Raw genomic sequence first — 23,678 nt, 5'->3', positions numbered from 1 at the left:
GGGAAGAGTGATCAGCGTACGATGAGGCCGAGCAGGATCCCCACCACACCGAAGTCGGCATCGCTGAAGGTGGTGTTGGCAAAGCCGAGATCCCCCAGTACCGGCAGCAGGAACACCGGCAGGAAGGTGATCAGCAGGCCGTTGGCGAAGGCACCGAGTAGAGCGCCGCGACGGCCGCCGGTGGCATTGCCGAACACCCCGGCCGCTGCACCGACGAAGAAGTGCGGCACGACGCCTGGAATGATGACGGTGAGCCCCAGCAGGTAGAGCAGCACCATGCCCACCAGACCGGCGGCGAAGCTCGACAGGAAGCCGATCAGCACCGCATTGGGGGCATAGGGGAAGACGATGGGGCAGTCGAGCGCCGGCTTGGCGTTGGGCACCAGCTTGTCGGAGATCCCCTTGAAGGCCGGCACGATTTCGGCGATGACCATCCGCACCCCCTGCAGGATGACGTAGACACCGGCGGCGAAGGTGATGGACTGCATCAGGGAGAACATGAACCAGTGCTTGCCCTTGGCGACGCTGGCGACGAACTCGGGGCCGGCGAAGGCGGAGGTGATGAGGAAGATGATGCCCATGGTGAAGGAGATGGCCACCGGGGTATCGCGCAGGAACAGCAGGCTCTTGGGCACCTGCACCTCTTCGCTGCTGTGGGCCTTGTTGCCGAATTTGGCGCCGATCCAGCCGGCCAGCACGTAGGAGCAGGTGGAGAAGTGGCCGAGTGCCACGTCATCGGAGCCGGTGATCTGCTTCATGTAGGGGTGGGCGAGGGCCGGGAACAGCACCATGGTGACGCCGACCACCAGGCTGCCCACCGCGATGAGCGGGATGCCGCTCATACCGCCGGCGGAGAGGATGGCTGCCACCATCATCGACATGAACAGGGTGTGGTGACCGGTCAGGAAGATGAATTTCCACGGGGTGAGCCGGGCGATCAGGATGTTCACCAGCATGGCGAAGAACATGATCATCGCCATCTCCTTGCCGAATGACTGCTGGGCGATGGAGACGATCGCCTCGTTGTTGGGGACGACCCCCTTGATGCCGAAGGCGTGCTGGAAGATGGTGGCGAAGTCGCCAAGGGAGTTCACCACCAGGGTGGCGCCAGCCCCCAGGATGACGAAGCCCATGATGGTCTTGACCGTGCCCTTGATGCACTCGGTCACCGGTTTCTTCTGGGCGATCAGGCCGATGAGGGCGATGAGGCCAACCAGCACGGCCGGCTCCGACAGCACGTCAAACATCAGAAAATTGAAAAATTCCATGGTCAGCTCCAAGCAGATGGAAGCGGCGGCTCACCAGCCGCCCAGACAGTCACAAAGGGGTTAGAGTGCGCCCAGCTCGTGCAGGGCGATGGCGAGTTTTTCTTTCATGGCGGCCTTGTCGACCATGTTGTCCAGCGATACCAGCCGACCGTTGACACCCATGCTGACCAGCTGTTCGGCGATGTCGCGGGTGGCGACAAAGATCTCGGCGCTCTCGCTGCCGGCGGAGGCGAGATCCCGGTGATCCACCTCGGCCGTCACGGCCAGCTCCTTGAGAATGCTCTTGATGCTCATCTCCATCATCAGGCTGGTGCCCAGGCCGTGTCCGCATACAACCAGAATTTTCATGCTCTCTTCCTCTGTCGGGCGCAGGGCGCCGCTCAATAACGCGCCAGGATGCGCAGGATGTCGTCTTTGCTGGTGGCCGCCATGATGGCCGCCACGTCTTCTTCATTCATGAACAGCTCGGCAAGCTGAGCGATGGTCTCCACGTGGGAGTTGCTGTCGCTGGCGGCCAGGGTGACCAGCAGCCGCACCGGGTCGTTGCCCTCGGAGCCGAAGTTGACCCCCTCCTTCAGCACGGTCAGCGCCAGTCCCAACCGGTTGACGCCGTCTTCCGGGCGGGCGTGGGGCATGGCCAGGCCCGGTCCCAGCACGTAGTAGGGGCCGAGCTCCTCGTGGGAGCGATAGAGCGCCGCCACATAGGAAGGCTCTATGGTGCCGTTGGCCAGCAGGGGGGCGGTGGCCAGCTCGATGGCGTGGCGCCAGTCGCGGGCGCCCGCTTCGATGGAAATGACCTCCTCGGTCAGCAATTGGGTCAGCATGGCAGTGTCCGGGCTGGATAGGATGGCGCCAATCTAGCGATCTTGCCTCTTGATAACTGTGAGCTTGATCGCGAAAGTTAGCGCTACCAGATAGCGCTAACATTGATCTGTGATAGCGCTATCATTTCTCTCACAGAAGGGATTCATCCTGCCCCTTATCGGCCTCAAAGAAGGTAAAATCCGGTTTGAGCAAATAGTCAGTGCCCCGCTTTTGCCTTAAAGTGAATGCCCGTATGCCGAGGAAGGGAAAGGATGTCAGAAGCGAAAAAACGCCGCAGCACGGGTCGGGTGACCCTCAACGACGTGGCCCAGTTGGCTGGCGTGGGAGCCATGACGGTGTCGCGCGCCCTGCGCACCCCCGAGCTGGTGTCCGACAAGATGCGCGAGCGCATCGAGGCGGCGGTGGATGAACTCGGCTATATCCCCAATCGGGCGGCGGGGGCGCTGGCTTCCGCCACTTCCCAGACCATAGTGGTCATCGTCCCCAGCCTGGCGGAGCGCGCCTGCGGTGATATGATTGCCGGGCTGCAGCAGACCCTGCTCGCCGAGGGCTATCAGATCATGCTGGGGGATGCCCAGCACCTGAAGCAGCAGGAGGCCAGCCTGCTCAGCAATTTCCTGCAGCACAATCCGGCCGCCGTGGTGTTGTTTGGGGGGGATCCCGGGGAGGTCATCCGGCAGCGCCTGCAGGCGGCCCGCTTGCCGGTGGTGGAGGTGGGAGCTATGGCGCGCCATCCCATCGACATGAACGTCGGGGTCTCCAACTTCGATGCCGGTTATCAGCTGACCCGCCACCTCATCGAGCGCGGTCATCGCAACATCGGCTTTCTCTGTGCCCGCCAGGAGCAGTGGATGCTGCAGCAGCGCATGCAGGGCTGGCAGAAGGCGCTGCTGGACAACTACCTCTCCCCGGACGCCATCATCAATACCTCTGAGCTGCCGAGTTTTAGCACGGGGGCGGCCATGCTGGGGGAGTTTCTGCTGCGCTGGCCCGAACTGGATGCGCTGATCTGCGTCAACGACGAGCTGGCGGCCGGGGTGCTGTTCGAATGCCAGCGCCGCCATCTGAGCGTGCCGGGCAAGCTCGCCATCGCCGGTTTCGACGATCTGGATGTGGCGCGCGCCTGTCATCCTGCGCTGACTTCGGTCAGGATCCCCTATCACCAGATGGGCAGGGAGGCGGCGGAGCTGATCCTGCGCCAACTGGCGGGAGAGGAGGTGGCCGGCATGAGCCTCGCCCTGGATTTTCAATTGCAAAAGCGCCAGAGCACCTGACGAGCGATGCCACGACAGGGCGAGGCAAGCATGTTCAAGGCGTTGTGACCGAAGACCAGGTCGGTGCACCGTCGCCCTGCGCGGGAACTGCCAGCCGACGTGTTCGCCCGGTCTGTCACCGGGTTGGATCAGAGCGTGGATGCCACCGGAGCCATGACTCCAGGTGGCTGGCTGCACCTTGGTAAAGCTCTGATCGGAACCACTGGCGAGCCCCATTATTCTGGATAGACTTTGTAGGCCGGTGCACTATCCAAGGAGAATGAGCATGGGTACGCAGACGCCTGATTTCGATCTCGATGATGACTGGGAGCCGGAATCTTGGGAAGACGAGCTGGAGGAGCTGGATGACGAGAGCTGGCAGGACTATGACCCTCTCGACGATCAGTGACTCCCTGTAACGCCTGAGGGCGGGCCTGGTGCCCGCCCGATTTTTTGTGTGGCGAGGGGGGCAGCCCTTGGTGAGAACGGGGCGGGCTGGTTAGAATGAACTGCTCAAATGACGCTGTACAAGGCAGGCAGCGGCTCAACAACGATTCCAACGACGCCAAGGATGAATATGCGCTCACTCGTCATCATGTTTTGTGCCGCCCTGCTCGGGGGCTGTGTTTCCAACTCCGACGACCCTTGCGAGAAGGTGTGGAGCGACGTGGGAGAGGCGGACGGCAAGCTCGGTTTTGCTGGCGATCGGGTGGCTTTTCACCAGACCCAGTGCGGGGAAAAAGTGGACGTTGCCCTTTGGGAGCTGGGTCGCCAGAAGGGGCTGGCCTGGTATTGCCGACCCGAGCATCTCTATCTGGCAGGACGGTCGGGAGAGGAGTATCGCGGCGTCTGTCCCAACGACGTGCAGGCCCGTCGCCTGTTTGAACAGGGTCGCCATGGCTGGACTGATCAATAAATCAGTCTTCCTCTCTCTTCTGAAATATTGCGTGAACCTCTTCGTGAGAAGAGGGACCTACCCTTCTTTATGCTTCAGCCGCAGCGGCTGGCACAGGTAATCCTTGTCATTGGCGCTGCGGGCACACTTGCCACACACGAATTTGGGTTTGCGCACAATCTTGCGCAGCGTCTTGAGATCGGCGGGGATCTCGTGACGGCGCCACTCACACAGCGTCTTGTGACCCATGACGTCCTCGACAGTGAATGCAACGGGTGAGAGGGGCAGGACCCCTCCCGGTGTGGTTACTGGTACAGGTATTTGGTGAAGATGAGCTCGCGGACCGCCTTCTTGCCCGTCTCCTTGACCAGCAGTTCGTTGACCTTGGCCTCACACTCCTTGCGCAGCTCTTCCCGGTTCACCAGGGACTTGATCTGTGCGCCCGTCTTGCTGCCAATCAGCCGGATGATGGCGTCGCGGATCAGGGGGTCGTGCTGCTCCAGCAACTTGAGGTCGGCAGCATCCGTGGCCATCAGCTCTACCGTCACCCGTACATAGCCGAGGGTTTTGCCGTCGCCAAGGTAGTTGGTGATGATGTCCGGATCCAGAGCGTGATAGGCGAATCCCGGCTGGACGGCGGAGGAGGCGGGATCGGTGGCCTCTTCCTCATTGGCGAAGGCCTGTATATTCAAGAGGGTACACCCCAGGGACAGCAGCAGAATTCTGAAGATCTTCATCTGGATGGCTCGGCAGCGACGGATGCCCCATTTTTGATGCTGCCATCGGGGCCGTCAAGCACGGATGTTCTTACAATTCGCCATTGATTTACGGATAATAAACCGGTTTTTAACCTGACAACGGAAATCTCCGGATGGTGAAGCTGTGAAGTCCGAGTTGACTGTTCCCCTCGTCCAGCTCGTCCCGTGGCGGGCGCCTGCAGAGTGCGAACCGCCCGAGGCGCTGCGTCCCTGGTTGCTGGAGGCCGATTCCATGACCCGGCGCCTGCGTCGTTACAATCATCACCTCTCGGTGCAACTGCTCGGCAATCGCGCCGTGTCGCTGACGGTGGACGAGCAGGCGCTGGTGGCGGTGTCGGCCCCCGTGGGCATGTGCCGCGAGGTGATCCTGCACGGTGATGGCGGGCCTGCCATCCTGGGTTGGACCCTGTTTGCCGAAGCGGCCTTGCAGGGGGGCGGTTTGCAGGATCTGGGAGAGCAGCCGCTGGGAGAGCGCATTTTCGGTGAGGCACCGGCGCGGCGGGATCACCTGCAACTGGCATGTTTCGAGATAGCGAGCAATCCCTGGTGTCCGGCCGCTACCGTCTGGGGGCGTCGTTCTCGCCTGTTTCTGGGGCAATGGCCACTGCTGGTCCATGAACTTTTCCTGCCCTCGCTATCGTCTCATTCGTTGCCATCGGATAAGGAGCTGGAGTGAAGCTGTTAACCAAGGAGCGGGGACTGGCCTATGCGCAGTTGGCCCGCATCGACAAGCCCATCGGTACCCTGCTGCTGCTGTGGCCGACCCTGTGGGCGCTCTGTCTGGCGGCTGGTGGCCTGCCTGACCCCTGGATCCTGACCGTGTTCGTGGTGGGCGTCTTTCTGATGCGCTCCGCCGGCTGTGTCATCAATGACTATGCGGATCGCAACTTCGACGGTCATGTGAAACGCACCGCCGGGCGACCGCTGCCCATGGGGCGGGTCGCCGAGCGGGAAGTGCTGGTGCTGTTCGCCGTGCTGGCGCTTCTCTCGTTCGCCCTGGTGCTGACGTTGAACCCGCTCACCATCAGCCTGTCCTTTGCCGGTCTGCTGCTGGCGGTCTGCTACCCCTTCATGAAGCGCTTCATCCCCATCCCCCAGCTGGTGCTCGGCATGGCCTTCTCCTGGTCCATTCCCATGGCCTATGCGGCCCAGGCCAATGCCCTGCCGCCGGAAGCCTGGCTGTTGTTTCTTGCCAATTTGCTGTGGACCATCGCCTATGACACCGAATACGCCATGGTGGACAGGGATGACGACCTCAAGCTCGGCCTGAAATCGAGCGCCATCCTGTTCGGCCGCCACGACAAGCGGATCATCGGCGCGCTGCAACTGGCGACCCTGCTGATCCTGCTGGGGGTCGGGCAGCTGATGGGGTTGGGATCCGGTTATTACTGGGGGCTGCTGGGGGCGGCGGCGCTGTTCGTCTACCAGCAGCGACTGATCCGGGAGCGGCAGCGGGAAGCCTGCTTCCAGGCGTTTCTCAACAACAACTATGTGGGGGCGCTGGTGCTGCTCGGGGTGATGGTTCACTACCTCTAACCCGCCCCCTTCCTTGATGAAAAAAGGCCGCATTATGCGGCCTTTTTGTTGACGGTTCGACGGTGATCAGAGCCGGTTGCCCGCCTGGATGGTGCGGCGGATCTTGTTGCTGAGCAGCGGCACTATGTTGTCGGCCAGCGCCTGGAAGCGGCCGAGATCCGGCTTGCAGCCCGGATCCAGATAGCCTTCGCTGCGCAGGGTGTGGATCAGGGTGCTGAACAGCTTCTGGTCGAAGAACTCGGGGGCGTTGATGCCGTGCAGGGTGCCGAGGCGCTCCGCCATCATCAGGCCGTCCGCTTCCAGTTGCTCCGCCTCGATGTGGGGCTGGGCCAGCATGCGGGTCAGCACGATGGCGTAGCGTTGCAGGGTCTCCTGAATGCTTTCGGCCAAGAGCAGCAGGCGCATCTGGTTGCCGGGGTTGACCCAGTAGCCGCCGTCGCGTGCCTCGACCAGTTGCTGGCGCAACAGCTCGGCCAGCAGGGCATCGATCAGTTCAGGCAGCTCGTCCTCTTCATAGCGCAGGAAGAGTTCGGTCTTGAGCAGGGGGTAGATGTCGACACAGCGGGCGACGATCTCGCTGCGGGAGATCCCCTCGCACCGCTCGATCAGGGCCGCCACCAGGGAGGGCATGGCGAACAGGTGCAGTATGTTGTTGCGGTAGTAGGTGAGCAGGATCGCCTGATAGCGGTCCAGGCTGATGATCTGGCCCAGCTTGTCCTCGCTCACCTCGAACTTGTTGAGCTCCATCGCCTGCTCCAGCAGGGTCCTGGCGTCCTCGCCCGGCATGGTGCTGTGCGGGCTGTAGGGCACCTGCTTGAGCAGGTCCAGATAGGTGTTGAGCTGGGCCTGGAGTTCGTCCCGGGTCAGGGCGTGGCGCTCGGCGGCCAGCAGGGCCAGGGCACTCAGGGTCAGGCCGTTGACGGCGGCGGCATCGTTGATGCGGGTCATCAGCAGCTCGGCCAACTGGTTGACGGTGGAGGCCATCCACTCGGGACGTTCCTCCCGGCCGATGCTCTCCTTCCAGGTGGGTACATGTTCGCCGAGGTAGCTGTTGAGGGTCAGCGGTTCGCCGAAATTGACGAAGCCACGGCCATAGTTGCGCAGCTTGCGCAGGATGCCGAGCACCTGCAGGAAGCTCTCCTTCTCCTTGCGGCTCCCCTTGAGTTCGTTGTGGTAGGTGTTCACCTCCATCACGTGCTCGTAGCCGAGGTAGACGGGGACCAGGGTCACCGGCCTGTCCAGCCCGCGCATCATGGCCTGCAGGGTCATGGCCAGCATGCCGGTCTTGGGGGGCAGCAGGCGACCGGTACGCGAACGCCCACCCTCGGTGAAGAACTCCACCGAGTAGCCCTTGGCGAACAGCAGGTTGAGGTACTCCCGGAATACCGTGCTGTAGAGCGGATTGCCCTTGAAGGTGCGGCGGATGAAGAAGGCGCCGCCGTGGCGGAAGATGGGGCCCGCCGGCCAGAAGTTGAGGTTGATGCCCGCCGCGATGTGGGGCGGCACCATGCCCTGGTGGTAGATGACGTAGGAGAGCAGCAGGTAATCCATGTGGCTGCGATGGCAGGGGACGTAGACGATCTCGTGCCCTTCCTGGGCCAGCTGACGCACCTGCTCTGCTCCGTTGACCGAGAGGCCGCGATAGAGCTTGTTCCACAGCCAGCCGAGGAAGCTTTCGCCGAGGCGGATCAACCGATAGGAGAAATTGGAGGCGATCTCGTCCATGTAGCCGTGGGCACGCTTTTGCGCCTTCTCCAGGCTGATCCCTTCCCGTCTGGCCTCCTCCTCGATGGCCTGCTGGATCACGCTCGAATCCAGCAGTTGCTTGAACAGCAGGTTGCGGTTCGGCAACTTGGGCCCGGTGGCGGCCAGCTGCTGGCGGCTGAAGTGGGTGCGGGCCACCCGCGCCAGCTTGTGTGCGATGGCCTCGTCGGTGCCGTGCTTGTCCGCCATGTAGCGCAGGGAGAGGGGCGGGGAGAAGCGCACCAGGTTCTCGCGCCCTTTCAGGATCACGATCAGCGCCTTCTTCAGGCGGTTTGGCGCCAGGCTGCTGATGATGTTCCAGCCGGAGGCCTCCTCGCCTTCCCGGCCCGGGGCGCGGCCCCAGAACAGGGTGACGGGTACTACCTGGATGTCCAGCGCCGGATCCTGCTTGTGCAGGTCCAGCAGCTGGTGGAACTCCTGCAGGAAGGGGAGCGGCTTGTTGCGCGTGCCGAACAGGGGAGGCGGACGATCCAGACAGACGTAGCGTGGCAGCAGTTGACCGTTCAGCTCCAGCGGCGTGAAGGGGCCGGGCAGGCCGAGATCCTCGCAGCACTGTTGCAGGGTCATCAGGTCGGTGATCGAACTGGTCTTCAAGGCATAGACGATGGGTCTGGCCGGATCCAGCTTGAGCTCGGTGATGGGGTTTTCCGGCAGGCTCTTGTGATTGACCAAGCCGCTGACCGGCCATTGCAGGATGGCTCTGGAAATCTTCTGTCCAAGGGACATGTGCGTCTGCTCTCCAAAAAAATGCGGCGTGAGCATAGCAAATCACCGACTGCTTGTCGCCGAGAGGTACGATGAGTCGGCACTTCAGGGCGGGGGGAGGGACAAATGTGCGTCGGGTCGCGACAAATGCCAGTTGCGCCTTGCCTTGGCCCCAGCACTGTATATACTGCCAGTGTGCTGTATAAAAAGACAGGTGCCCATGCTATGAAACCCCTTACCCCTCGCCAGGCTGAAGTACTCGAGCTCATCAAGGCGAACATGAACGAGACCGGCATGCCGCCGACTCGCGCCGAGATTGCCCAGAAGCTTGGCTTCAAGTCGGCCAACGCGGCCGAAGAACATCTGAAGGCCCTGGCCAAAAAAGGGGTCATCGAGATCATGCCGGGCACGTCCCGCGGCATTCGTCTGCTGCTCGAAGAAGAGGACGTGCAGCCTGAAGAAAACGGCCTGCCACTGATTGGCAAGGTGGCGGCCGGGGAACCCATCCTGGCTCAGGAACACATCGAGAGCCACTACCAGGTGGATCCCGCCCTGTTCCACCCGCGGGCAGACTTCCTGCTGCGGGTGCAGGGCATGAGCATGAAGAACATCGGCATCATGGACGGGGACCTGCTGGCGGTACACAAGACCCAGGAGGTACGCAACGGCCAGGTCGTTGTGGCACGTCTGGACGAGGACGTCACCGTCAAGCGCTTCCAGCGCAAGGGCAGCCAGGTGTGGCTGCTGCCGGAAAACGAAGAGCTCTCCCCCATCGAGGTGGATCTCGCCAGTCAGCACCTCACCATAGAGGGCCTGGCGGTCGGCGTGATCCGCAACGCCGACTGGATGTAAGCATCCGATGCGATGAAGAGGCCTCCTGCGGGAGGCCTCTTCATTTTCATCTGCCGATGGCATCTCCCTCCCCACCTTTTCGCTTCTCCTTCCTGTGCACACAGTCTCGCCGCACGACATGCATTTCGGATATATCCTTTGATAAGGCCCCTGTCATGGTCGGTGATCAGGGAAGGGGGAGTCGCACCGGGCAGTACGCCATGGCAGGGATGCATGATCGCCGGGTCGGTGCGCAGAAGGGAGAGTCGCCTCAGACTGGGGACTCGTACAGTCAGTACGCTGCCGTGGTTGGTTCGTCGTTGGGGACAAAGAGACCCGTCAGCGTGACCTGTTGAGCAAGGAGGACAGGTATGGCTTCAAGCTCGCCGTGGGATCCGGTGCCGGCCGCAGCGCCCGCATCTTCCATCACCCGATTCATCAAGGGCAGTCGGATGACATGGTTCTATGCGCTCTGGGTCTATCACAAGGGAGATGGCTGGACCATCTGGCTTGGGTGCCCCAAAGACAAGATTGTCCGCCTGGTTCGTCTGTTTCGCCGTCATCACGACATCGGATTGCCGGATGAGCCCTGGACTGCCCCCGTCATCCCGCTGCGCGTCCCCCTGAGACGTGCCCAGCCGCAGCACAGGCTGCGGCCCTGATCCCTCTTCCTGTACAGACAAGAGCCCCGCCAGAGCGGGGCTCTTGTTTTGGCGCCGATGCTGCTGATCCATGGCACAGACGCTTTCCCGCCGGGATGCAAGACTAGCCAGCGGCGGGGGCGGGCGGGTTACAATGACCCCTACCGGTTTTGCCCCCTGGGCTTCTAACATAAGCAAGGCTTTGTTTTATATGGTTAAACCACGCTTTTACCTGCTGCTGTTGCTGTTTATCGGCGCCATTGCGGCGGCTTATTACTGGAGTCAGCCCGCGGTGCCGGAACAGGCCGATTACTACCCGGCGGGGCGAGACATCAACCCGTTTACCCTCACGGATGCGGATGCACAGCCCTTTACCCCTGCCAACCTGACGGGACACTGGAGCTTTCTGTTCATCGGCTACACCTACTGCCCGGATGTCTGTCCGACCACGCTGGCGGATCTGCGCAGCGTCTATCCGGCGTTGAAGAAGATAGCCCCCACTAGCCAGGTGGTATTCATCTCGGCGGATCCCCAGCGGGATGACAGCGCCCGCCTGAAAAGCTATACCGCCTTCTTCGAGCCCGAGTTCAAGGCGGCGACAGCACCTCACAGTGCCCTCTTTCCTCTGGTCCGCAATCTGGGGCTGGTCTATTCCATCGTGGAAGGGGATCGCAAGGACTACCTGATCGACCACTCCGCCTCCATCGTGCTGATCAACCCCGAGGGGAAGCTGGTGGCCACCTTCCGACCCAAAGTGGCACCGGGTGAGGTGCCCCACGTGGACATGCAGGCCATGGTGGCCGACTTCGCGCGCATTGTGCGGCTGGCTGGCGAGTGATCCCGGCGCGCACCATGCTGATTCCCGCCTGGCTGAAGGATCCTCGCCGCCACAGAGCCGTCTTCGCCCTGGCCCTGCCCATGGTGTTCTCCAACGTCACCACGCCCTTGCTGGGGCTGGTGGATACCTGGGTGATCGGTCATCTTGGCCAGGCCTGGTTTCTCGGCGGCGTCTCGGTCGGTGCGACCTTCATCAATCTGCTGTTCTGGTTGCTTGGCTTCCTGCGCATGTCCACCACAGGGCTGACCGCCCAGGCTCAGGGTGCAGCCCATGCCGAAGGGCAGCTCGACACCCTGGCGCGGGCCCTGGGCTTGGCGATCGGACTGGGCATGGTGCTGTTGCTCCTGTTGTTGCCGTTCCTGCCAGCCATCATCGCCCTCGGCGGCGGCTCTTCCGAGGTACAGACCTATGCCGGTCAATATGTGTCGGTGCGGGTCTGGAGCGCCCCGGTGGCCTTGTGCAATCTGGTCATCATGGGGTGGTTGCTGGGCATGCAGGATGCACGCAGTCCCATGCTGCTGCTGATCCTGGGCAATCTCGTCAACATGGTGCTGGATGCCTGGTTCGTGCTGGGATTGGGCTGGCAGGTGAAAGGGGTGGCCGCAGCTTCCCTGCTGGCGGATTACAGCACGCTCGGGGTGGGGTTCTGGCTGGTGAGCCGGCATCTGCGCCGACTTGATCCCGGGGTGTGGCACAACGCCTGGCAGCGCTGGCGCCAGTGGCCGGCCCTGCTGCGGCTGCTCGCCCTGAACCGGGATATTTTCATCCGCTCCCTCTGCCTGCAACTCTGCTTCGTGTTCATGACTCTGCAGGGGGCCAGGCTGGGGGATGTGGCGGTGGCCGCCAATGCGGTGCTGCTCAATTTCCTGATGCTGATTTCCTACGGGCTGGATGGATTTGCCTATGCGGTGGAAGCCATGGTAGGGCGTGCCATCGGGCGGCGTGATCGGCCGCTGCTGCGGGAGGCCATCGTCCTCAATCTGGGCTGGGCGCTGCTGATCGCCCTGGCATTCACCCTCTCGTTTGCCCTGGGGGGACACTGGCTCATCCGCCACATTACCGACATACCGGCGGTGATCGCCGAGGCGCAACGTCAGCTCCCCTGGCTGGTGGCCATGCCGCTGCTGGCGGTCTGGTGCTTCCTGCTGGACGGAGTCTTTATCGGCGCCACCCGGGCCCGGGAGATGCGCAACAGCATGCTGGTGGCGGTGTTTGCCGGCTTCTTTCCCATCTGGTGGTTCTGCCAGGGATGGGGTGTGGCGGCCCTGTGGGCCGCCATGAGTGCCTTGATGGCCGGTCGTGGCCTGACGCTGGGCTGGCTCTGCTGGCGACTGGAGCGTGATGGACGGCTGCTGGCGGGGCAGGGGGCGGCGCAGTCAGTCTGAATCCTGGCCGTCTTGCCAATATCGTCAGCGGTCAGAGCGAGCCTGAATAGTCGAACTGTCGCCAGCTCTCGTAGACGAACACCGCGACGGCGTTGGCCAGATTCATGCTGCGGCTCTGGGGCAGCATGGGGATGCGCAGCCGCTGCTCGAATGGCAGGCTCTCGATGATCTCCATGGGCAGGCCTCGGCTCTCGGGCCCGAACAGCAGGGCGTCACCGGGGGCAAACCGGGCCGCCGAGTGGGCGGTGCGTCCCTTGGTGGTGCAGGCAAAGACCCGTTGGGGGGCGACGGCCGTCAGAAACGCCTCATAGTCAGGCCAGCGCTTGACGTCGGCAAACTCGTGATAGTCGAGCCCGGCCCGCTTGACCCGTTTGTCATCCCACTCGAACCCCAGGGGCTCTATCAGGTGCAACCGGTAGCCGGTATTGGCGCAGAGGCGAATGATGTTGCCGGTGTTGGGGGGGATTTCCGGTTGGTAGAGCACGATATCGAGCATGGAAGGATCCTGGGCTGGTGCGAAACGGGCGCCAGCATACCCAGCACCCGTGCCGATGAAAAGGGGGAGGTCAGGGCATGGGCAGACGGATGGTGATGACCAGTCCGGTCGGCTGATTGCTGCTGGCCCGGATGGTCCCCCCATGACGCTGGATCGCCTCGGCGGCGATGGCAAGGCCGAGACCCGTGCCCCCGGTCTTGGCGTTGCGGGCATCGTCCACCCGAAAGAAGGGCAGGAACAACCGGGGCTGCTGCTCCACCGGCACGCCCGGGCCGTCATCCCGTATGGTCATCACCCATTCCCGTCCCTCCCGGTACCAGTCCACCTTGATGAACTCGCGGGCATACTTGAGGGCGTTGCGCAGGGGATTTTCCAGGGCGCGCGCCAGCAGCTCCGGCCACATGGTGAGGGATTCGGCGGGCAGGGAAGGGAGCCTGAGCTGTTTGCCGTTCTGGTTTGCCTCGAACATGGCATCGTCCAGGATGGGCTCCAGCAGCTCCGCCAGGGGCAGCGTCACCGGCGCCTCCACATGTTGCTGCACCCGCGACAGATCCAGCAGATCCCCTATCAGCTTGTCGAGCCGGGCTATCTCCCCTTCGATGCGCGCCAGCTCGGCGCTGTCCCCCTGCTTGCGGCGGATCAGCGCCTGTGCGAGCTGGATGCGGGTCAGGGGGCTGCGCAGCTCGTGGGAGATGTCGGAGAGCAACTGCTTCTGCTTCTGGATCATGTCCTTGAGGGTGTCGACCATGCGACTGACATGTTCGGCCAGCTGGCCTATCTCGTCGCGCCGCCCCAGGTTGGGGATCTGTATTTCCAGGTTGCCCTGGGCGAGTTGGGAGACCGACTGCTGCAACTGCAGTATGGGGCGGGTCAGGCGCCAGGCGAGCAACAGACAGAGCGGGGTGCTGACCAGCATGGCGATGCCCAGGATCTGGATGGGGTGATCCAGGATCTGGATGAAGAGGAACAGGTAGGAGTTTTCGACGTTCAGACCGAAATAGACGTGATAGGTCTGGCCGTGATGGACCATCTGGAAGGGGCCGGCGATGGCGCGCTGGTGTTCGCTGCCCAGCATGGGCTTGGCCGGGTTGTCCGAGTCGAGCATGAAACGGATCACGAACTTGCTCAGCCGGGTGCTGGACTGCATCTGCCCCTTGGCATCGCGTAGATAGATGTTGTCCACCGGCAAGAGGCCCGCGGCATCGATGGCCTTGGCCAGATCGAAATCCTGCTCGGGATCCGCGCCCCGTTGCAGCGCCGCCAGGTTGTTGTTGAGACGGGTGATCTCGTGGGCCGGCAGCGGGATGATGTTGCGGGGGTCCAGGGTGGGGAGGATTACCACCGCGGCCACGACCAGCAGCAGGATGAACCAGAACCAGAGGAAGATCTGGGTGGAAAGGCCGTTGAAGGTGCGGGCCGATTTCATGCCTGCTCCAGCCACAGGTAGCCTCGTCCCCGCACCGTCTTGAAGCGGGGCTGGCCGTCAGCCCGCTCCGGCAGCTTCTTGCGCAGGTTGCTCAGGTGCATGTCGATGGCCCGATCGAAGGGTTCGAGCTTCTTGCCCAGCACCTGTTCGGAGAGCAGGCCCTTGCTGACGATCTGGCCCGGATTGCGCAGCAGGCACTCCAGCAGGCCGAACTCGGTGGCGGTGAGTTCCAGCAACTGATCGTCGCAGCGAGCCTGTTGCAGGCCGGGTTGCAGCACCAGATCCATGAATCTCAGCTCGTCCGGGGCTCCGCGCTGGGGAGCCTGGCTCTGGGTTCGACGCAGGATGGCGCGCACCCGGGCCAGCAGCTCCCTGTCGTCGAACGGCTTGGCGAGATAGTCGTCGGCACCGGCCTCCAGCCCGTTGACCCGATCCTGGCTGTCGCCACGGGCGGTCAGCATCAACACCGGGGTGTCGTGGGTCTTGCGCAGCCGGGTCAGCATCGCGAAACCGTTGAGTCTGGGCATCATGACGTCCAGCAGCACCAGGTCGAATGCCTGTTCTGCCAGTCGCTGCAATCCCTCTTCCCCATCCTCGGCGACGGTGACCTCAAACCCCTCCAGGGTCAGGATTTCGGTGAGCAGCTGGGTCAGTTCGAGATCGTCGTCGACCAGGAGTATTTTGTTCATCTGGGAGTCACTCTGTTGATTTTGCACGCCAAACTGACGTCCGGGTCAGGGTATAATAAGTTTTTACGCGTCGGAGGAAAGCCGGTTTTGAGCCACCAACACTATTCCCGCTGGGTCACCCTGGCCAGCATGGCCGCTGTGACCACCGCCACCCTGCTCATTCTGGGCAAACTGATCGCCTGGCTGATGACGGATTCATCCAGCCTGCTGGCATCCCTGACCGATTCCTTCATGGACATCAGCGCCTCTCTCATCAATCTGCTGGCCATCCGTTATGCGCTGGCCCCTGCCGACGAAGAGCATCGCTTCGGCCACGGCAAGGCGGAGTCCCTGGCGGGTCTGGTGCAGTCGGCCTTTATCTCGGGGTCCGCCCTGCTGCTGGTGATGCACGGCATCTCGTCGATGCTGAATCAGGTGCCCGTGGTACGCCTGGAGGCGGGGATCTGGGTCAGTGTCGGCTCCATCGTGCTGACTCTGCTGCTGGTGAGTTTCCAGGGCTTTGTCATCCGCAAGACCAACAGTGTGGCCATCAAGGCCGACATGCTGCACTACCGTTCCGACCTGCTGCTCAATGGCGGCGTGCTGGTGGCACTGGTGCTGGCGGGGCAGGGGTGGTACTGGGCCGACGGCCTGTTTGCCATTCTGATCGGTCTGTTCCTGGTGTGGGGGGCTGTCCATATCGGCTACGAATCGGTGCAGGCCCTGCTCGATCGTCAGTTGCCAGAGGAGGAACAAGCGAGAATAATGGCCCTCTGCTGCGCCGTAGAGGGGGTGCATGGCGTACATGACCTGCGTACCCGCCAATCCGGGCCGACTCGTTTCGTGCAGTTGCATCTGGAACTCGATGATCAACTGCCTCTGGTCAGGGCTCATCAGATAGCCGACGAGGCTGAACTGGCCGTCCGCCAGGCCTTCGAGCGGATGGATGTGATCATTCACATGGACCCCATCTCGGTGCTGGCAAAAGAACGACAAAGCACTCACCCTGAACAACTGTAGGCTGCAACATGGATGATCTGGTTGCCAGAACCTGGCAAAAAATTCAGCAGGAAGCGCAGAGCATGGCGGCCCAGGAGCCCATGCTGGCCAGCTTCTTTCATTCCACCATTCTCAATCACCGGGATTTGCGCTCGGCGCTCAGCTTCCAGCTCGCCAACAAGCTCGACAGCACCACCATGCCTGCCATCGCCTTGCGGGAAGTGATCGAGCTGGCCCTGCGCAGCGAACCCGAGCTGCTGGCCGCAGTGGCCGCCGACATCTGCGCGGTGCAGGATCGCGACCCGGCGGTCGACCTCTTCTCCACCCCGCTGCTCTACCTCAAGGGATTCCATGCTCTTCAGGGGTATCGGGTGGCCAACTGGCTGTGGCGTCAGGGACGCCGTGCCCTGGCGCTCTATCTGCAAAACCAGATCTCCGTGGTGTTCGGCGTGGATGTACACCCGGCCGCCCGCATCGGCAAGGGCATCATGTTTGACCATGCCACCGGTATCGTGGTCGGGGAAACCGCCGTCATCGAGAACGACGTCTCCATCCTGCAGAGTGTGACTCTGGGGGGGACCGGCAAGGAGAGTGGTGATCGTCACCCCAAAATCCGGGAAGGGGTGATGATAGGGGCGGGGGCCAAGGTGCTCGGCAACATCGAGGTGGGCGTCGGCGCCAAGATCGGTGCCGGCAGCGTGGTGATCAACCCGGTGCCGCCTCACACCACGGTCGCTGGCGTGCCTGCCAGGATTGTGGGCCGCCCCGAGTGCGACAAACCTTCCCTGGACATGGATCAGTGCCTCTGATCCCCTGACCGAGGCCGTTGTATGGTCAAGCGCTGGTCAGGCTTTCTGATCCTGGGGATGTGGCTGCTCAACCTGCTGCACCTTTATCTGGACTTCTCCCCCTGGCCCGCCGCCATCGCGGCCTGGGCCGCCTCCCTGCTCACCTGGCCCTGGCTGGTGGGGGCCGCACGGCGCCAGGCGCTGGCCCTCTACGGCGCGGCGCTCCTGCTGCTGCTCTTTTCCTGGTGGCGAGGGGCCAGCCTCAGCCCCGGTGACTGGCTCTTGCCGAACATCAACATGCTGACCATGTTTGCCGCAGTGAGCACCCTCAATCTGGCTACCTCCGGCCTCTTGACCGGCACCGCCTCCTGGTCCGGTCGCAAGGGGCTGTGGAGCACCATGGCCAGCCTCAATCTGCTGGGGGCCGTCATCAATCTTTCGGTGCTCTTCATCATCGGCGATCGGCTGGAGCGCAACGGGACGCTGGAGCGGCGTCAGGTCATGGTGCTGAGCCGGATCTTCTGTGCGGCTGCGTTTTGGTCCCCCTTCTTCGTCGCCATGGCGGTGGCCCTCACCTATGCACCGGGTCTGCAACTGGGCAGCATACTGCCTTTTGGCATACTGGCGGCCTTGCTGGCCATGGGGCTGACAGCCTGGCAGGTAGAGCGGCTCGGCGTGGAGACCTTTGAAGGCTATCCGCTGCGGCTCCAGACCCTGGGGCTACCGGTGACCCTGGCACTGCTGGTGCTGGTGATCCACCGTTTCTGGCCCGGACTCAGCATTCTGGCGGTGATCGCCCTGGTGGCGCCCTTGCTGGCCTTGCTGTTCATGCCGCAAGCGGGGCGAGGGGCTGCTCTCAAGCGCCAGGTGGTGGAGCGCTTCCCGGCCATCGGTGGCCAGCTGGTGCTGTTTCTGGGGGCCGGCCTGCTGGCGGCTGGCATCAACAGCGCGCTGTCAGTACTGGACTTTGGCAGTGGCCACGGCCTGCCGCTGTTCAACCACTTCGGCTGGCTGGAAGCCTGCCTGACCCTGCTGCTGATCTTCCTGGTGGCCATAGTGGGTGTGCATCCTCTCATCAGCATCTCGGGGGTGGCGCCGCTGCTCTGGCCGCTGGCACCGGATCCCAGCCTGCTTGGCATGTGCTTCCTCATGGGGTGGGGGCTGGCGACCGGGACGAGCCCGCTCTCCGGCTCCAATCTGGCGCTGGCGTCCCGCTACAACCTGAGCGCCGGGCTGCTGCTGCGCTGGAACCTGCTCTACGGCCTGTTGATGTACGCCGTGGCCTGTCTGATGATGGGGGGCTTCATCGCTTTGCATGGCTGATGACGGCATCGGCAGGAGGGCGGGTTATGCCACGGCGGACGCCCGGGATCGAGGTTCCTGCTGCCTGCGAGAAAAACCGACGCATATTTAAGCAATACCGGGCCGCAGGGCGCATTTTGCAACGTGCTGGCTTGTTTGTGCCGAGCGCATCAGGGTATGCTGGCTCCACGCGCTTGAATCGCCCTCTGTGGGGCATCGCAATTGAACATACAGGTATGCATATGTCACTAGAAGTCCTTGAGCAACTCGAATCCAAAGTACAATCCGCCGTCGACAACATCTCCTTGCTGAAGATGGAGCTGGACGAGCTGAAAGAGCAGAACAGCAAGCTGCAAGACGAAAACCACCAACTGCGCAACGAGCACGTTGCCTGGCAAGAGCGTCTGCGTGCCCTGCTGGGCAAGATGGACCAGATGGGCGATGCCATCTGAACCCGTCTAGACTGACCGGAATGAAAGCGGGCCGCTCCTTGAGCGGCCCGCTTGTTTTGGTCTGCCGGGCAATCAGAGTGCCAGCAGCTGTTTGACGGTCTTCTCGATGCCGTCCGCCGCCTCCACAATATTGTTGGCCAGCATGTAGGCAGGAGTGGAGATGACCTTGCGCTCCTGATCCACCACGAATTCGCTCACCGGGCAGTCGAGATGACTGCCACCCATGGCTTCGATGGCGTTGGCGGCGCCCTCGTCGTTGCCAATGGTGGCCAGGGTGCCGGCGCCATAGATGAGCGGGATCATGGCCGGTGCGATGCAGATGTAGGCGGCCGGTTTGCCTGCTCTGGCAAAGCTCTGGCAGGCCTTCAGCACATCCGGCTGGATACGGCACTCTGCTCCCTTGATGGCGAAGTCACACAGGTTCTTGGCGGCGCCGAAGCCGCCCGGCACCAGCAGGGCGTCGAAGTCGGCTGCATCCAGTTCAGCCACATCCCTGATCTGGCCGCGGCAGATGCGGGCCGCCTCGACCAGCACGTTGCGGCTCTCTCCCTCGCTGACCTCGCCGGTCAGGTGATTGATGACATGAAGCTGAGGGACATTGGGGGCGAAGCATTGAACGGATGCTCCCTGACGGGCCAGCGCCAGCAGGCTGATGACGGCCTCGTGGATTTCGGCGCCGTCAAACACGCCACAACCACTCAAGATCACGGCCACTTTTTTCATGACAGACTCCTCGTTGTTGAAAATGTGAGCCAGGGTAGATTGTTGTACTTTTGTATGGTTATCGTTCGACCTCCGCTGGTCAAGTCATCTCCCTGTGCTAGGATTGTTTCGTTTTGGATCCTGCCTCAGTACCCCCCTTGAATTTTTTTCCACATTGATCGAGATCATGATACGTGCGTCATGTTGAGTTTTCATGTTCTCAACGCAATGTTTTAAAAGATATTTTTTGTTTTAATCCACAGATTTGTCACGGCCGTGATGCAATGGTGCCATTTTTGAGCACAGAGTTATCCACAGCAATATGCCCCACCGGTGCGCCGGGGTGATGGTGGGAGTCCCCTTGGTGTGGTGCGGGCCCTGTGGCATCCTAGCGGCTGTTTATTCTTGGCAGGACGATTTTCATGGCCTCTAGCAATCCTCTTATTCTGGTCGACGGCTCTTCATATCTTTACCGCGCCTTCTTTGCCTCGCAGCAGGCCGATCTGCGCACCTCGACCGGCTTGCCTAGCGGCGCCGTCCGTGTCATGGCCAACATGATGCGCAGCCTTCGCAAGCAGTACCCCGACTGCCACGTGGCCGTGGTGTTCGACGCCAAGGGCAAGACCTTCCGTGACGACATCTATCCCGAATACAAGGCAACACGCGCCAGCATGCCGGACGATCTGCGCAGCCAGGTCGCCCCTATCCACCAGATGATCAAGGCAATGGGTTTCCCCTTCCTGATGGTCGAAGGGGTGGAGGCCGACGACGTGATCGGCACCCTGGCCCGTCAGGCGACCGAGAAACAGCTGCCTGTGCTCATCAGCACCGGCGACAAGGACATGGCGCAGCTGGTCTCCGACCATGTCACCCTGATCGACACCATGAAGGATGTGAAGACCGATCGGGAAGGGGTGATCGAGAAGTTCGGCGTACCGCCCGAGCTCATCATCGATTACCTGGCGCTGATGGGGGACAAGGTGGACAACATTCCCGGCATGACAGGTGTCGGCGAGAAGACCGCACTGGCCCTGTTGCAGGGGATAGGCAGCATCGACGAGATTGCCGCCAACCTCGACAAGGTGGCGGCGCTCGGCTTCCGCGGCTCCAAGGCGTTCGCCGACAAGTTCCGCGAGCAGGAAGAGCAGGTGCGCCTCTCCTATGTGCTGGCGACCATCAAGACCGACGTGGCGCTGGAACAGAGTCTGGAAGAGTTGCAGCTTGGCCCCATCGACAGGGAGGCTTTGCTGGCGGTCTACCGCGAGTACGAGCTGCGCAACCTGATCAAAGAGTTGGAGTCCGGCGGCGCTGAGGAGAGTGACGCCGAGGGTGATGATGAAGGTGCCGCCCCGGCAGTCACCATCAAAACCGACTATCGCTGCATCCTGGATGAGGCCGAATTCGATGAGTGGCTGGCACGGTTGCAGGCGGCGCCGCTGTTTGCCTTCGACACCGAGACCACCAGTCTCGACTATATGGAAGCGCGCGTCGTGGGCGTCTCCTTTGCCATCGAGCCGGGCAAGGCGGCCTACGTGCCCTTCGGCCACGACTATCTGGGGGCGCCGGTACAGCTGACCGAGGCCGTGGTGCTGGGCAAGCTCAAACCGCTGCTGGAAGATCCGACCCGTCTCAAGGTGGGGCAGAACCTCAAGTACGATCGCAACGTGCTGCTCAATCATGGTATCGAGCTGCAGGGCATCGCCTACGACACCATGCTCGAATCCTATGTGCTCAACTCCACCGCCAGCCGCCACGACATGGATTCCCTGGCTCGCAGATATCTGAATGCCGAAACCATCTCGTTCGAAGAGATCGCCGGCAAGGGGGTCAAGCAGCTCACCTTCAATCAGATCGAGCTGGAGCAGGCGGCTCCTTACGCGGCGGAAGATGCCGACATCACCCTGCGTCTGCATCAGGCACTGTGGGGCAAGCTCTCTGCCGAGCCGGGCCTTGCCAAGGTGTTCAGCGAGATCGAACTGCCGCTGCTGCCGGTGCTGGCGCGGATGGAGCGACTCGGTACCACCATCGAGCCCAAGCTGCTGCATCAGCAGAGCCAGGAGATCGAAGTGCGTCTGGCAGAGCTGGAGAAGCAGGCCCACGAGCTGGCCGGGCAGGAGTTCAATCTCTCCTCGCCCAAGCAGCTGGGTGAAATCCTCTTCACCAAGCTGGGGCTGCCGATCATCAAAAAGACCCCCAAGGGAGCGCCATCCACTGCGGAAGAGGTGCTGGCCGAGCTGGCGGAGACCTATGAGCTGCCGCGTCTGCTGATGGAGCACCGTGGCCTGGCCAAGCTCAAGTCCACCTACACCGACAAGCTGCCGCTGATGATCAAGCCGCAGACCGGGCGGGTGCACACCTCCTATCACCAGGCGGTGGCGGCGACCGGTCGACTGTCGTCCACCGACCCCAACCTGCAGAACATTCCGGTGCGCAACGAACAGGGGCGCCGCATTCGGCAGGCCTTCATTCCGTGCGCCGGTTACAAGCTGGTGGCGGCGGATTACTCCCAGATCGAGCTGCGCATCATGGCCCACCTCTCCGGTGACAAAGGGCTGCTGACCGCCTTTGCCGAGGGCAAGGACATCCACAAGGCGACCGCCGCCGAGGTATTCGGCGTCGCGCTCGATGCGGTGACCAGCGACATGCGTCGCAGCGCCAAGGCGATCAACTTTGGTCTCATCTATGGCATGAGTGCCTTCGGTCTGGCCAAGCAGCTGGGGATCGGTCGCGCCGAAGCGCAGAAGTACATGGATCTCTACTTCGAGCGCTACCCGGGGGTGCTGGAGTACATGGAGCGCACCCGCCAGCAGGCGGACGCCCAGGGCTATGTCGAAACCCTGTTTGGCCGTCGCCTCTATCTGCCGGATATCAAGTCTCGCAACGCGGGCCTGCGCAAGGCTGCCGAACGGGCCGCCATCAACGCCCCCATGCAGGGCACCGCTGCCGACATCATCAAGCGGGCCATGATCAATGTGGATGGCTGGATCCGCGGGATTGAAGACGAGTCGATCCGCATGTTGATGCAGGTGCACGATGAACTGGTGTTCGAGATCCGCGAAGAGAAGCTGGAAGAGTACATCGCCCTCATCAAGGAGAAGATGTCGTGTGCGGCCGAACTGGATGTGCCGCTGGTGGTGGAAGTGGGCACTGGTGTCAACTGGGATCAGGCCCACTGATCCTGACCACAGTGATTGGCTAGCTATATAAGCAGAGAAGCCCGGCATCATGCCGGGCTTCCTGTTTGTGGCTGCAGGGTCAGGCCTCTTGCAGGTATTCATCCTTGAGCAGCACATAATTGTCGGCCGAGGTCTTCAGGAAGGCGATCTCGGCCGGCTTGAGAGGGCGGGCCTGCTTGACGGGATTGCCCATATAAAGAAAGCCGGCCTCGAGCCGCTTGCCTGGTGGCACCAGGCTGCCCGCCCCGATCATCACATCGTCTTCAACGATCACCCCATCCAGCAGGATGGCACCCATGCCGACCAGTACACGGTCGCCTATGGTGCAGCCATGCAGCATCGCCTTGTGTCCGACCGTGACATCTTCGCCGATAAGCAGCGGATAGCCGCCAGGGTTGCTGGCACTCTTGCGGGTCAGGTGCAGCACCGTGCCGTCCTGAATGTTGCTGCGCGCACCGATGCGGATATGGTTGACGTCCCCTCTGGCGGCCACCATGGGCCAGATGCTGGCATCGTCACCCAGCTGGATATCCCCCACCAGGGTGGCGCAGGGATCCACATATACCCGTTTGCCCAGTTGCGGGCACTTTCCCTTGTAAGGTCTCAGTCGCAAGTCCATCTTGGCCTCCTTGTTTTCGGCCATTCTAGCAAGACGACACCGGTTTCTGTGGATAAGTTTGTATAAAAGCTGTGCTTGGATATGAATAACTAAAAAAGTGCCGATGTTTGCAATTTTATTGCAGAGGAGGGGTTGCCAGAACGAATTCGCTCCCTATAATGCGCCTCCATCGACAGGGCAAGCGGCAACGCAAAGCCTGAGTCGGTAGCCTCGAAAAGCCTGTAAAAATAAGGCTTGACTCGAGAAGGCGGTTGAGTAGAATGCCACTCCCGCAGCAGCCAAAAGCTGCGTCGCTCTTTAACAATTTGAATCAAGCAATCTGTGTGGGCACTCACAGCATCGAGCATCAAA

General features: G+C 62.1%; 26 protein-coding genes. 14 read left to right on the top strand and 12 right to left on the bottom strand.

Translation table 11 applies throughout. The features are described from left to right. Window positions 1-11: 11 nt before the first annotated feature. From HKD46_RS16310 to HKD46_RS16300, 3 genes are read right to left on the bottom strand one after another with little or no spacing between them, the layout of a single operon-like run. The gene (locus HKD46_RS16310; RefSeq protein ID WP_011704190.1) at window positions 12-1,268 is read right to left on the bottom strand and encodes a PTS ascorbate transporter subunit IIC; all 1,257 of its coding nucleotides are present in this window, start codon (window positions 1,266-1,268) and stop codon (window positions 12-14) included. A gap of 60 nt (window positions 1,269-1,328) precedes the next feature. Beyond that, a complete protein-coding gene (locus HKD46_RS16305; protein ID WP_161470367.1) occupies window positions 1,329-1,616 on the bottom strand; it encodes a PTS sugar transporter subunit IIB in 288 nt (95 codons plus the stop codon). Window positions 1,617-1,648: 32 nt separating this feature from the next. Continuing rightward, window positions 1,649-2,092 (bottom strand): PTS sugar transporter subunit IIA, encoded by a 444-nt coding sequence (locus tag HKD46_RS16300; RefSeq protein WP_005307534.1) that lies wholly within the window; start codon window positions 2,090-2,092, stop codon window positions 1,649-1,651. Window positions 2,093-2,344: 252 nt separating this feature from the next. On the opposite strand from HKD46_RS16300, the gene HKD46_RS16295 reads away from it, so the two are divergent. The 3 genes from HKD46_RS16295 to HKD46_RS16290 all read left to right on the top strand — a co-directional run bounded on the left by HKD46_RS16295 (window position 2,345) and on the right by HKD46_RS16290 (window position 4,262). Beyond that, window positions 2,345-3,367, top strand: coding sequence for a LacI family DNA-binding transcriptional regulator (locus tag HKD46_RS16295; RefSeq protein WP_041212112.1), 1,023 nt, complete (start codon window positions 2,345-2,347; stop codon window positions 3,365-3,367). A 265-nt stretch (window positions 3,368-3,632) separates the two neighbouring features. Next, window positions 3,633-3,755: a hypothetical protein gene (locus HKD46_RS21440; protein ID WP_010672437.1), complete on the top strand. Its 123-nt coding sequence runs from the start codon at window positions 3,633-3,635 to the stop codon at window positions 3,753-3,755. Between the two features lie 162 nt (window positions 3,756-3,917). Further along, window positions 3,918-4,262, top strand: coding sequence for a DUF2799 domain-containing protein (locus tag HKD46_RS16290; RefSeq protein ID WP_080560357.1), 345 nt, complete (start codon window positions 3,918-3,920; stop codon window positions 4,260-4,262). Between the two features lie 57 nt (window positions 4,263-4,319). Here the strand turns inward: HKD46_RS16290 and HKD46_RS16285 are convergent, their stop codons facing one another. Then, entirely contained in the window at window positions 4,320-4,490 is a 171-nt protein-coding gene (locus HKD46_RS16285) for a hypothetical protein (RefSeq protein WP_010672439.1), read from the bottom strand. A 56-nt stretch (window positions 4,491-4,546) separates the two neighbouring features. After that, entirely contained in the window at window positions 4,547-4,978 is a 432-nt protein-coding gene (locus HKD46_RS16280) for a flagellar basal body-associated FliL family protein (protein WP_045522520.1), read from the bottom strand. Between the two features lie 145 nt (window positions 4,979-5,123). On the opposite strand from HKD46_RS16280, the gene HKD46_RS16275 reads away from it, so the two are divergent. Then, window positions 5,124-5,675 (top strand): chorismate lyase, encoded by a 552-nt coding sequence (locus HKD46_RS16275; protein ID WP_042879173.1) that lies wholly within the window; start codon window positions 5,124-5,126, stop codon window positions 5,673-5,675. Beyond that, window positions 5,672-6,535, top strand: a complete 864-nt coding sequence (gene ubiA, locus HKD46_RS16270; RefSeq protein ID WP_010672442.1) for a 4-hydroxybenzoate octaprenyltransferase — start codon at window positions 5,672-5,674, stop codon at window positions 6,533-6,535. The genes HKD46_RS16275 and ubiA overlap by 4 nt, the downstream gene beginning before the upstream one ends. Window positions 6,536-6,601: 66 nt before the next feature. Here ubiA and plsB read toward each other — a convergent pair whose 3' ends face one another. After that, window positions 6,602-9,025, bottom strand: a complete 2,424-nt coding sequence (plsB, locus tag HKD46_RS16265) for a glycerol-3-phosphate 1-O-acyltransferase PlsB (RefSeq protein WP_171865675.1) — start codon at window positions 9,023-9,025, stop codon at window positions 6,602-6,604. 204 nt (window positions 9,026-9,229) lie between these two features. Here plsB and lexA point away from each other — a divergent pair, with 204 nt between their 5' ends. The 4 genes from lexA (at window position 9,230) to HKD46_RS16245 (ending at window position 12,699) form a co-directional block, all read left to right on the top strand. After that, on the top strand, window positions 9,230-9,856 hold the full coding sequence (gene lexA, locus HKD46_RS16260) for a transcriptional repressor LexA (RefSeq protein WP_010672444.1): 627 nt from the start codon (window positions 9,230-9,232) through the stop codon (window positions 9,854-9,856). A gap of 350 nt (window positions 9,857-10,206) precedes the next feature. Then, window positions 10,207-10,497, top strand: coding sequence for a hypothetical protein (locus HKD46_RS16255; RefSeq protein ID WP_010672445.1), 291 nt, complete (start codon window positions 10,207-10,209; stop codon window positions 10,495-10,497). A gap of 190 nt (window positions 10,498-10,687) precedes the next feature. Next, a complete protein-coding gene (locus tag HKD46_RS16250; protein ID WP_045522510.1) occupies window positions 10,688-11,314 on the top strand; it encodes an SCO family protein in 627 nt (208 codons plus the stop codon). 14 nt (window positions 11,315-11,328) lie between these two features. Then, window positions 11,329-12,699: an MATE family efflux transporter gene (locus HKD46_RS16245; RefSeq protein WP_171865674.1), complete on the top strand. Its 1,371-nt coding sequence runs from the start codon at window positions 11,329-11,331 to the stop codon at window positions 12,697-12,699. 31 nt (window positions 12,700-12,730) lie between these two features. Here HKD46_RS16245 and trmL read toward each other — a convergent pair whose 3' ends face one another. The 3 genes from trmL to HKD46_RS16230 form a co-directional block, all read right to left on the bottom strand. Continuing rightward, window positions 12,731-13,195, bottom strand: a complete 465-nt coding sequence (trmL, locus tag HKD46_RS16240) for a tRNA (uridine(34)/cytosine(34)/5-carboxymethylaminomethyluridine(34)-2'-O)-methyltransferase TrmL (protein ID WP_103244035.1) — start codon at window positions 13,193-13,195, stop codon at window positions 12,731-12,733. A 70-nt stretch (window positions 13,196-13,265) separates the two neighbouring features. Beyond that, window positions 13,266-14,621, bottom strand: coding sequence for an ATP-binding protein (locus HKD46_RS16235; protein ID WP_039041147.1), 1,356 nt, complete (start codon window positions 14,619-14,621; stop codon window positions 13,266-13,268). Further along, entirely contained in the window at window positions 14,618-15,310 is a 693-nt protein-coding gene (locus HKD46_RS16230) for a response regulator (protein WP_069651467.1), read from the bottom strand. The genes HKD46_RS16235 and HKD46_RS16230 overlap by 4 nt, the downstream gene beginning before the upstream one ends. An 87-nt stretch (window positions 15,311-15,397) precedes the next feature. On the opposite strand from HKD46_RS16230, the gene HKD46_RS16225 reads away from it, so the two are divergent. The 4 genes from HKD46_RS16225 (at window position 15,398) to HKD46_RS16210 (ending at window position 18,830) form a co-directional block, all read left to right on the top strand. After that, on the top strand, window positions 15,398-16,309 hold the full coding sequence (locus tag HKD46_RS16225) for a cation diffusion facilitator family transporter (protein WP_052815550.1): 912 nt from the start codon (window positions 15,398-15,400) through the stop codon (window positions 16,307-16,309). Window positions 16,310-16,317: 8 nt separating this feature from the next. Beyond that, window positions 16,318-17,097, top strand: coding sequence for a serine O-acetyltransferase (cysE, locus tag HKD46_RS16220; protein WP_010672452.1), 780 nt, complete (start codon window positions 16,318-16,320; stop codon window positions 17,095-17,097). A 21-nt stretch (window positions 17,098-17,118) separates the two neighbouring features. Next, entirely contained in the window at window positions 17,119-18,399 is a 1,281-nt protein-coding gene (locus tag HKD46_RS16215) for a hypothetical protein (RefSeq protein ID WP_010672453.1), read from the top strand. Between the two features lie 221 nt (window positions 18,400-18,620). Then, window positions 18,621-18,830, top strand: coding sequence for a cell division protein ZapB (locus HKD46_RS16210; RefSeq protein ID WP_010672454.1), 210 nt, complete (start codon window positions 18,621-18,623; stop codon window positions 18,828-18,830). Between the two features lie 72 nt (window positions 18,831-18,902). Here HKD46_RS16210 and elbB read toward each other — a convergent pair whose 3' ends face one another. Further along, complete coding sequence (elbB, locus tag HKD46_RS16205) at window positions 18,903-19,553, bottom strand: isoprenoid biosynthesis glyoxalase ElbB (protein ID WP_042878992.1); 651 nt, start codon at window positions 19,551-19,553, stop codon at window positions 18,903-18,905. A 401-nt stretch (window positions 19,554-19,954) separates the two neighbouring features. Here elbB and polA point away from each other — a divergent pair, with 401 nt between their 5' ends. Further along, entirely contained in the window at window positions 19,955-22,708 is a 2,754-nt protein-coding gene (gene polA, locus HKD46_RS16200; RefSeq protein ID WP_171865673.1) for a DNA polymerase I, read from the top strand. 79 nt (window positions 22,709-22,787) lie between these two features. Here polA and HKD46_RS16195 read toward each other — a convergent pair whose 3' ends face one another. Continuing rightward, window positions 22,788-23,327: a gamma carbonic anhydrase family protein gene (locus tag HKD46_RS16195; RefSeq protein ID WP_052815561.1), complete on the bottom strand. Its 540-nt coding sequence runs from the start codon at window positions 23,325-23,327 to the stop codon at window positions 22,788-22,790. Window positions 23,328-23,416: 89 nt separating this feature from the next. After that, window positions 23,417-23,678 (bottom strand): hypothetical protein (locus HKD46_RS21200; RefSeq protein ID WP_221413916.1); only part of this gene is annotated, 262 nt, incomplete at its 5' end.

The organism is Aeromonas sp. TW 6, from assembly GCF_013168745.1.
In the GTDB taxonomy this organism is placed as follows: Bacteria; Pseudomonadota; Gammaproteobacteria; order Enterobacterales; family Aeromonadaceae; genus Aeromonas; species Aeromonas caviae.
The sequence above is the reverse complement of the archived record's forward strand: the minus strand, read 5'-3'. Positions and strand labels throughout refer to the sequence as shown.

Coding starts and splice junctions, on each gene's coding strand:
- HKD46_RS16310 (WP_011704190.1), bottom strand. CDS start 1,268: ATGGAATTTTTCAATTTTCTGATGTTTGACGTGCTGTCGGAGCCGGCC.
- HKD46_RS16305 (WP_161470367.1), bottom strand. CDS start 1,616: ATGAAAATTCTGGTTGTATGCGGACACGGCCTGGGCACCAGCCTGATG.
- HKD46_RS16300 (WP_005307534.1), bottom strand. CDS start 2,092: ATGCTGACCCAATTGCTGACCGAGGAGGTCATTTCCATCGAAGCGGGC.
- HKD46_RS16295 (WP_041212112.1), top strand. CDS start 2,345: ATGTCAGAAGCGAAAAAACGCCGCAGCACGGGTCGGGTGACCCTCAAC.
- HKD46_RS21440 (WP_010672437.1), top strand. CDS start 3,633: ATGGGTACGCAGACGCCTGATTTCGATCTCGATGATGACTGGGAGCCG.
- HKD46_RS16290 (WP_080560357.1), top strand. CDS start 3,918: ATGAATATGCGCTCACTCGTCATCATGTTTTGTGCCGCCCTGCTCGGG.
- HKD46_RS16285 (WP_010672439.1), bottom strand. CDS start 4,490: ATGGGTCACAAGACGCTGTGTGAGTGGCGCCGTCACGAGATCCCCGCC.
- HKD46_RS16280 (WP_045522520.1), bottom strand. CDS start 4,978: ATGAAGATCTTCAGAATTCTGCTGCTGTCCCTGGGGTGTACCCTCTTG.
- plsB (WP_171865675.1), bottom strand. CDS start 9,025: ATGTCCCTTGGACAGAAGATTTCCAGAGCCATCCTGCAATGGCCGGTC.
- lexA (WP_010672444.1), top strand. CDS start 9,230: ATGAAACCCCTTACCCCTCGCCAGGCTGAAGTACTCGAGCTCATCAAG.
- HKD46_RS16255 (WP_010672445.1), top strand. CDS start 10,207: ATGGCTTCAAGCTCGCCGTGGGATCCGGTGCCGGCCGCAGCGCCCGCA.
- HKD46_RS16250 (WP_045522510.1), top strand. CDS start 10,688: ATGGTTAAACCACGCTTTTACCTGCTGCTGTTGCTGTTTATCGGCGCC.
- HKD46_RS16245 (WP_171865674.1), top strand. CDS start 11,329: ATGCTGATTCCCGCCTGGCTGAAGGATCCTCGCCGCCACAGAGCCGTC.
- trmL (WP_103244035.1), bottom strand. CDS start 13,195: ATGCTCGATATCGTGCTCTACCAACCGGAAATCCCCCCCAACACCGGC.
- HKD46_RS16235 (WP_039041147.1), bottom strand. CDS start 14,621: ATGAAATCGGCCCGCACCTTCAACGGCCTTTCCACCCAGATCTTCCTC.
- HKD46_RS16230 (WP_069651467.1), bottom strand. CDS start 15,310: ATGAACAAAATACTCCTGGTCGACGACGATCTCGAACTGACCCAGCTG.
- cysE (WP_010672452.1), top strand. CDS start 16,318: ATGGATGATCTGGTTGCCAGAACCTGGCAAAAAATTCAGCAGGAAGCG.
- HKD46_RS16215 (WP_010672453.1), top strand. CDS start 17,119: ATGGTCAAGCGCTGGTCAGGCTTTCTGATCCTGGGGATGTGGCTGCTC.
- HKD46_RS16210 (WP_010672454.1), top strand. CDS start 18,621: ATGTCACTAGAAGTCCTTGAGCAACTCGAATCCAAAGTACAATCCGCC.
- elbB (WP_042878992.1), bottom strand. CDS start 19,553: ATGAAAAAAGTGGCCGTGATCTTGAGTGGTTGTGGCGTGTTTGACGGC.
- polA (WP_171865673.1), top strand. CDS start 19,955: ATGGCCTCTAGCAATCCTCTTATTCTGGTCGACGGCTCTTCATATCTT.
- HKD46_RS16195 (WP_052815561.1), bottom strand. CDS start 23,327: ATGGACTTGCGACTGAGACCTTACAAGGGAAAGTGCCCGCAACTGGGC.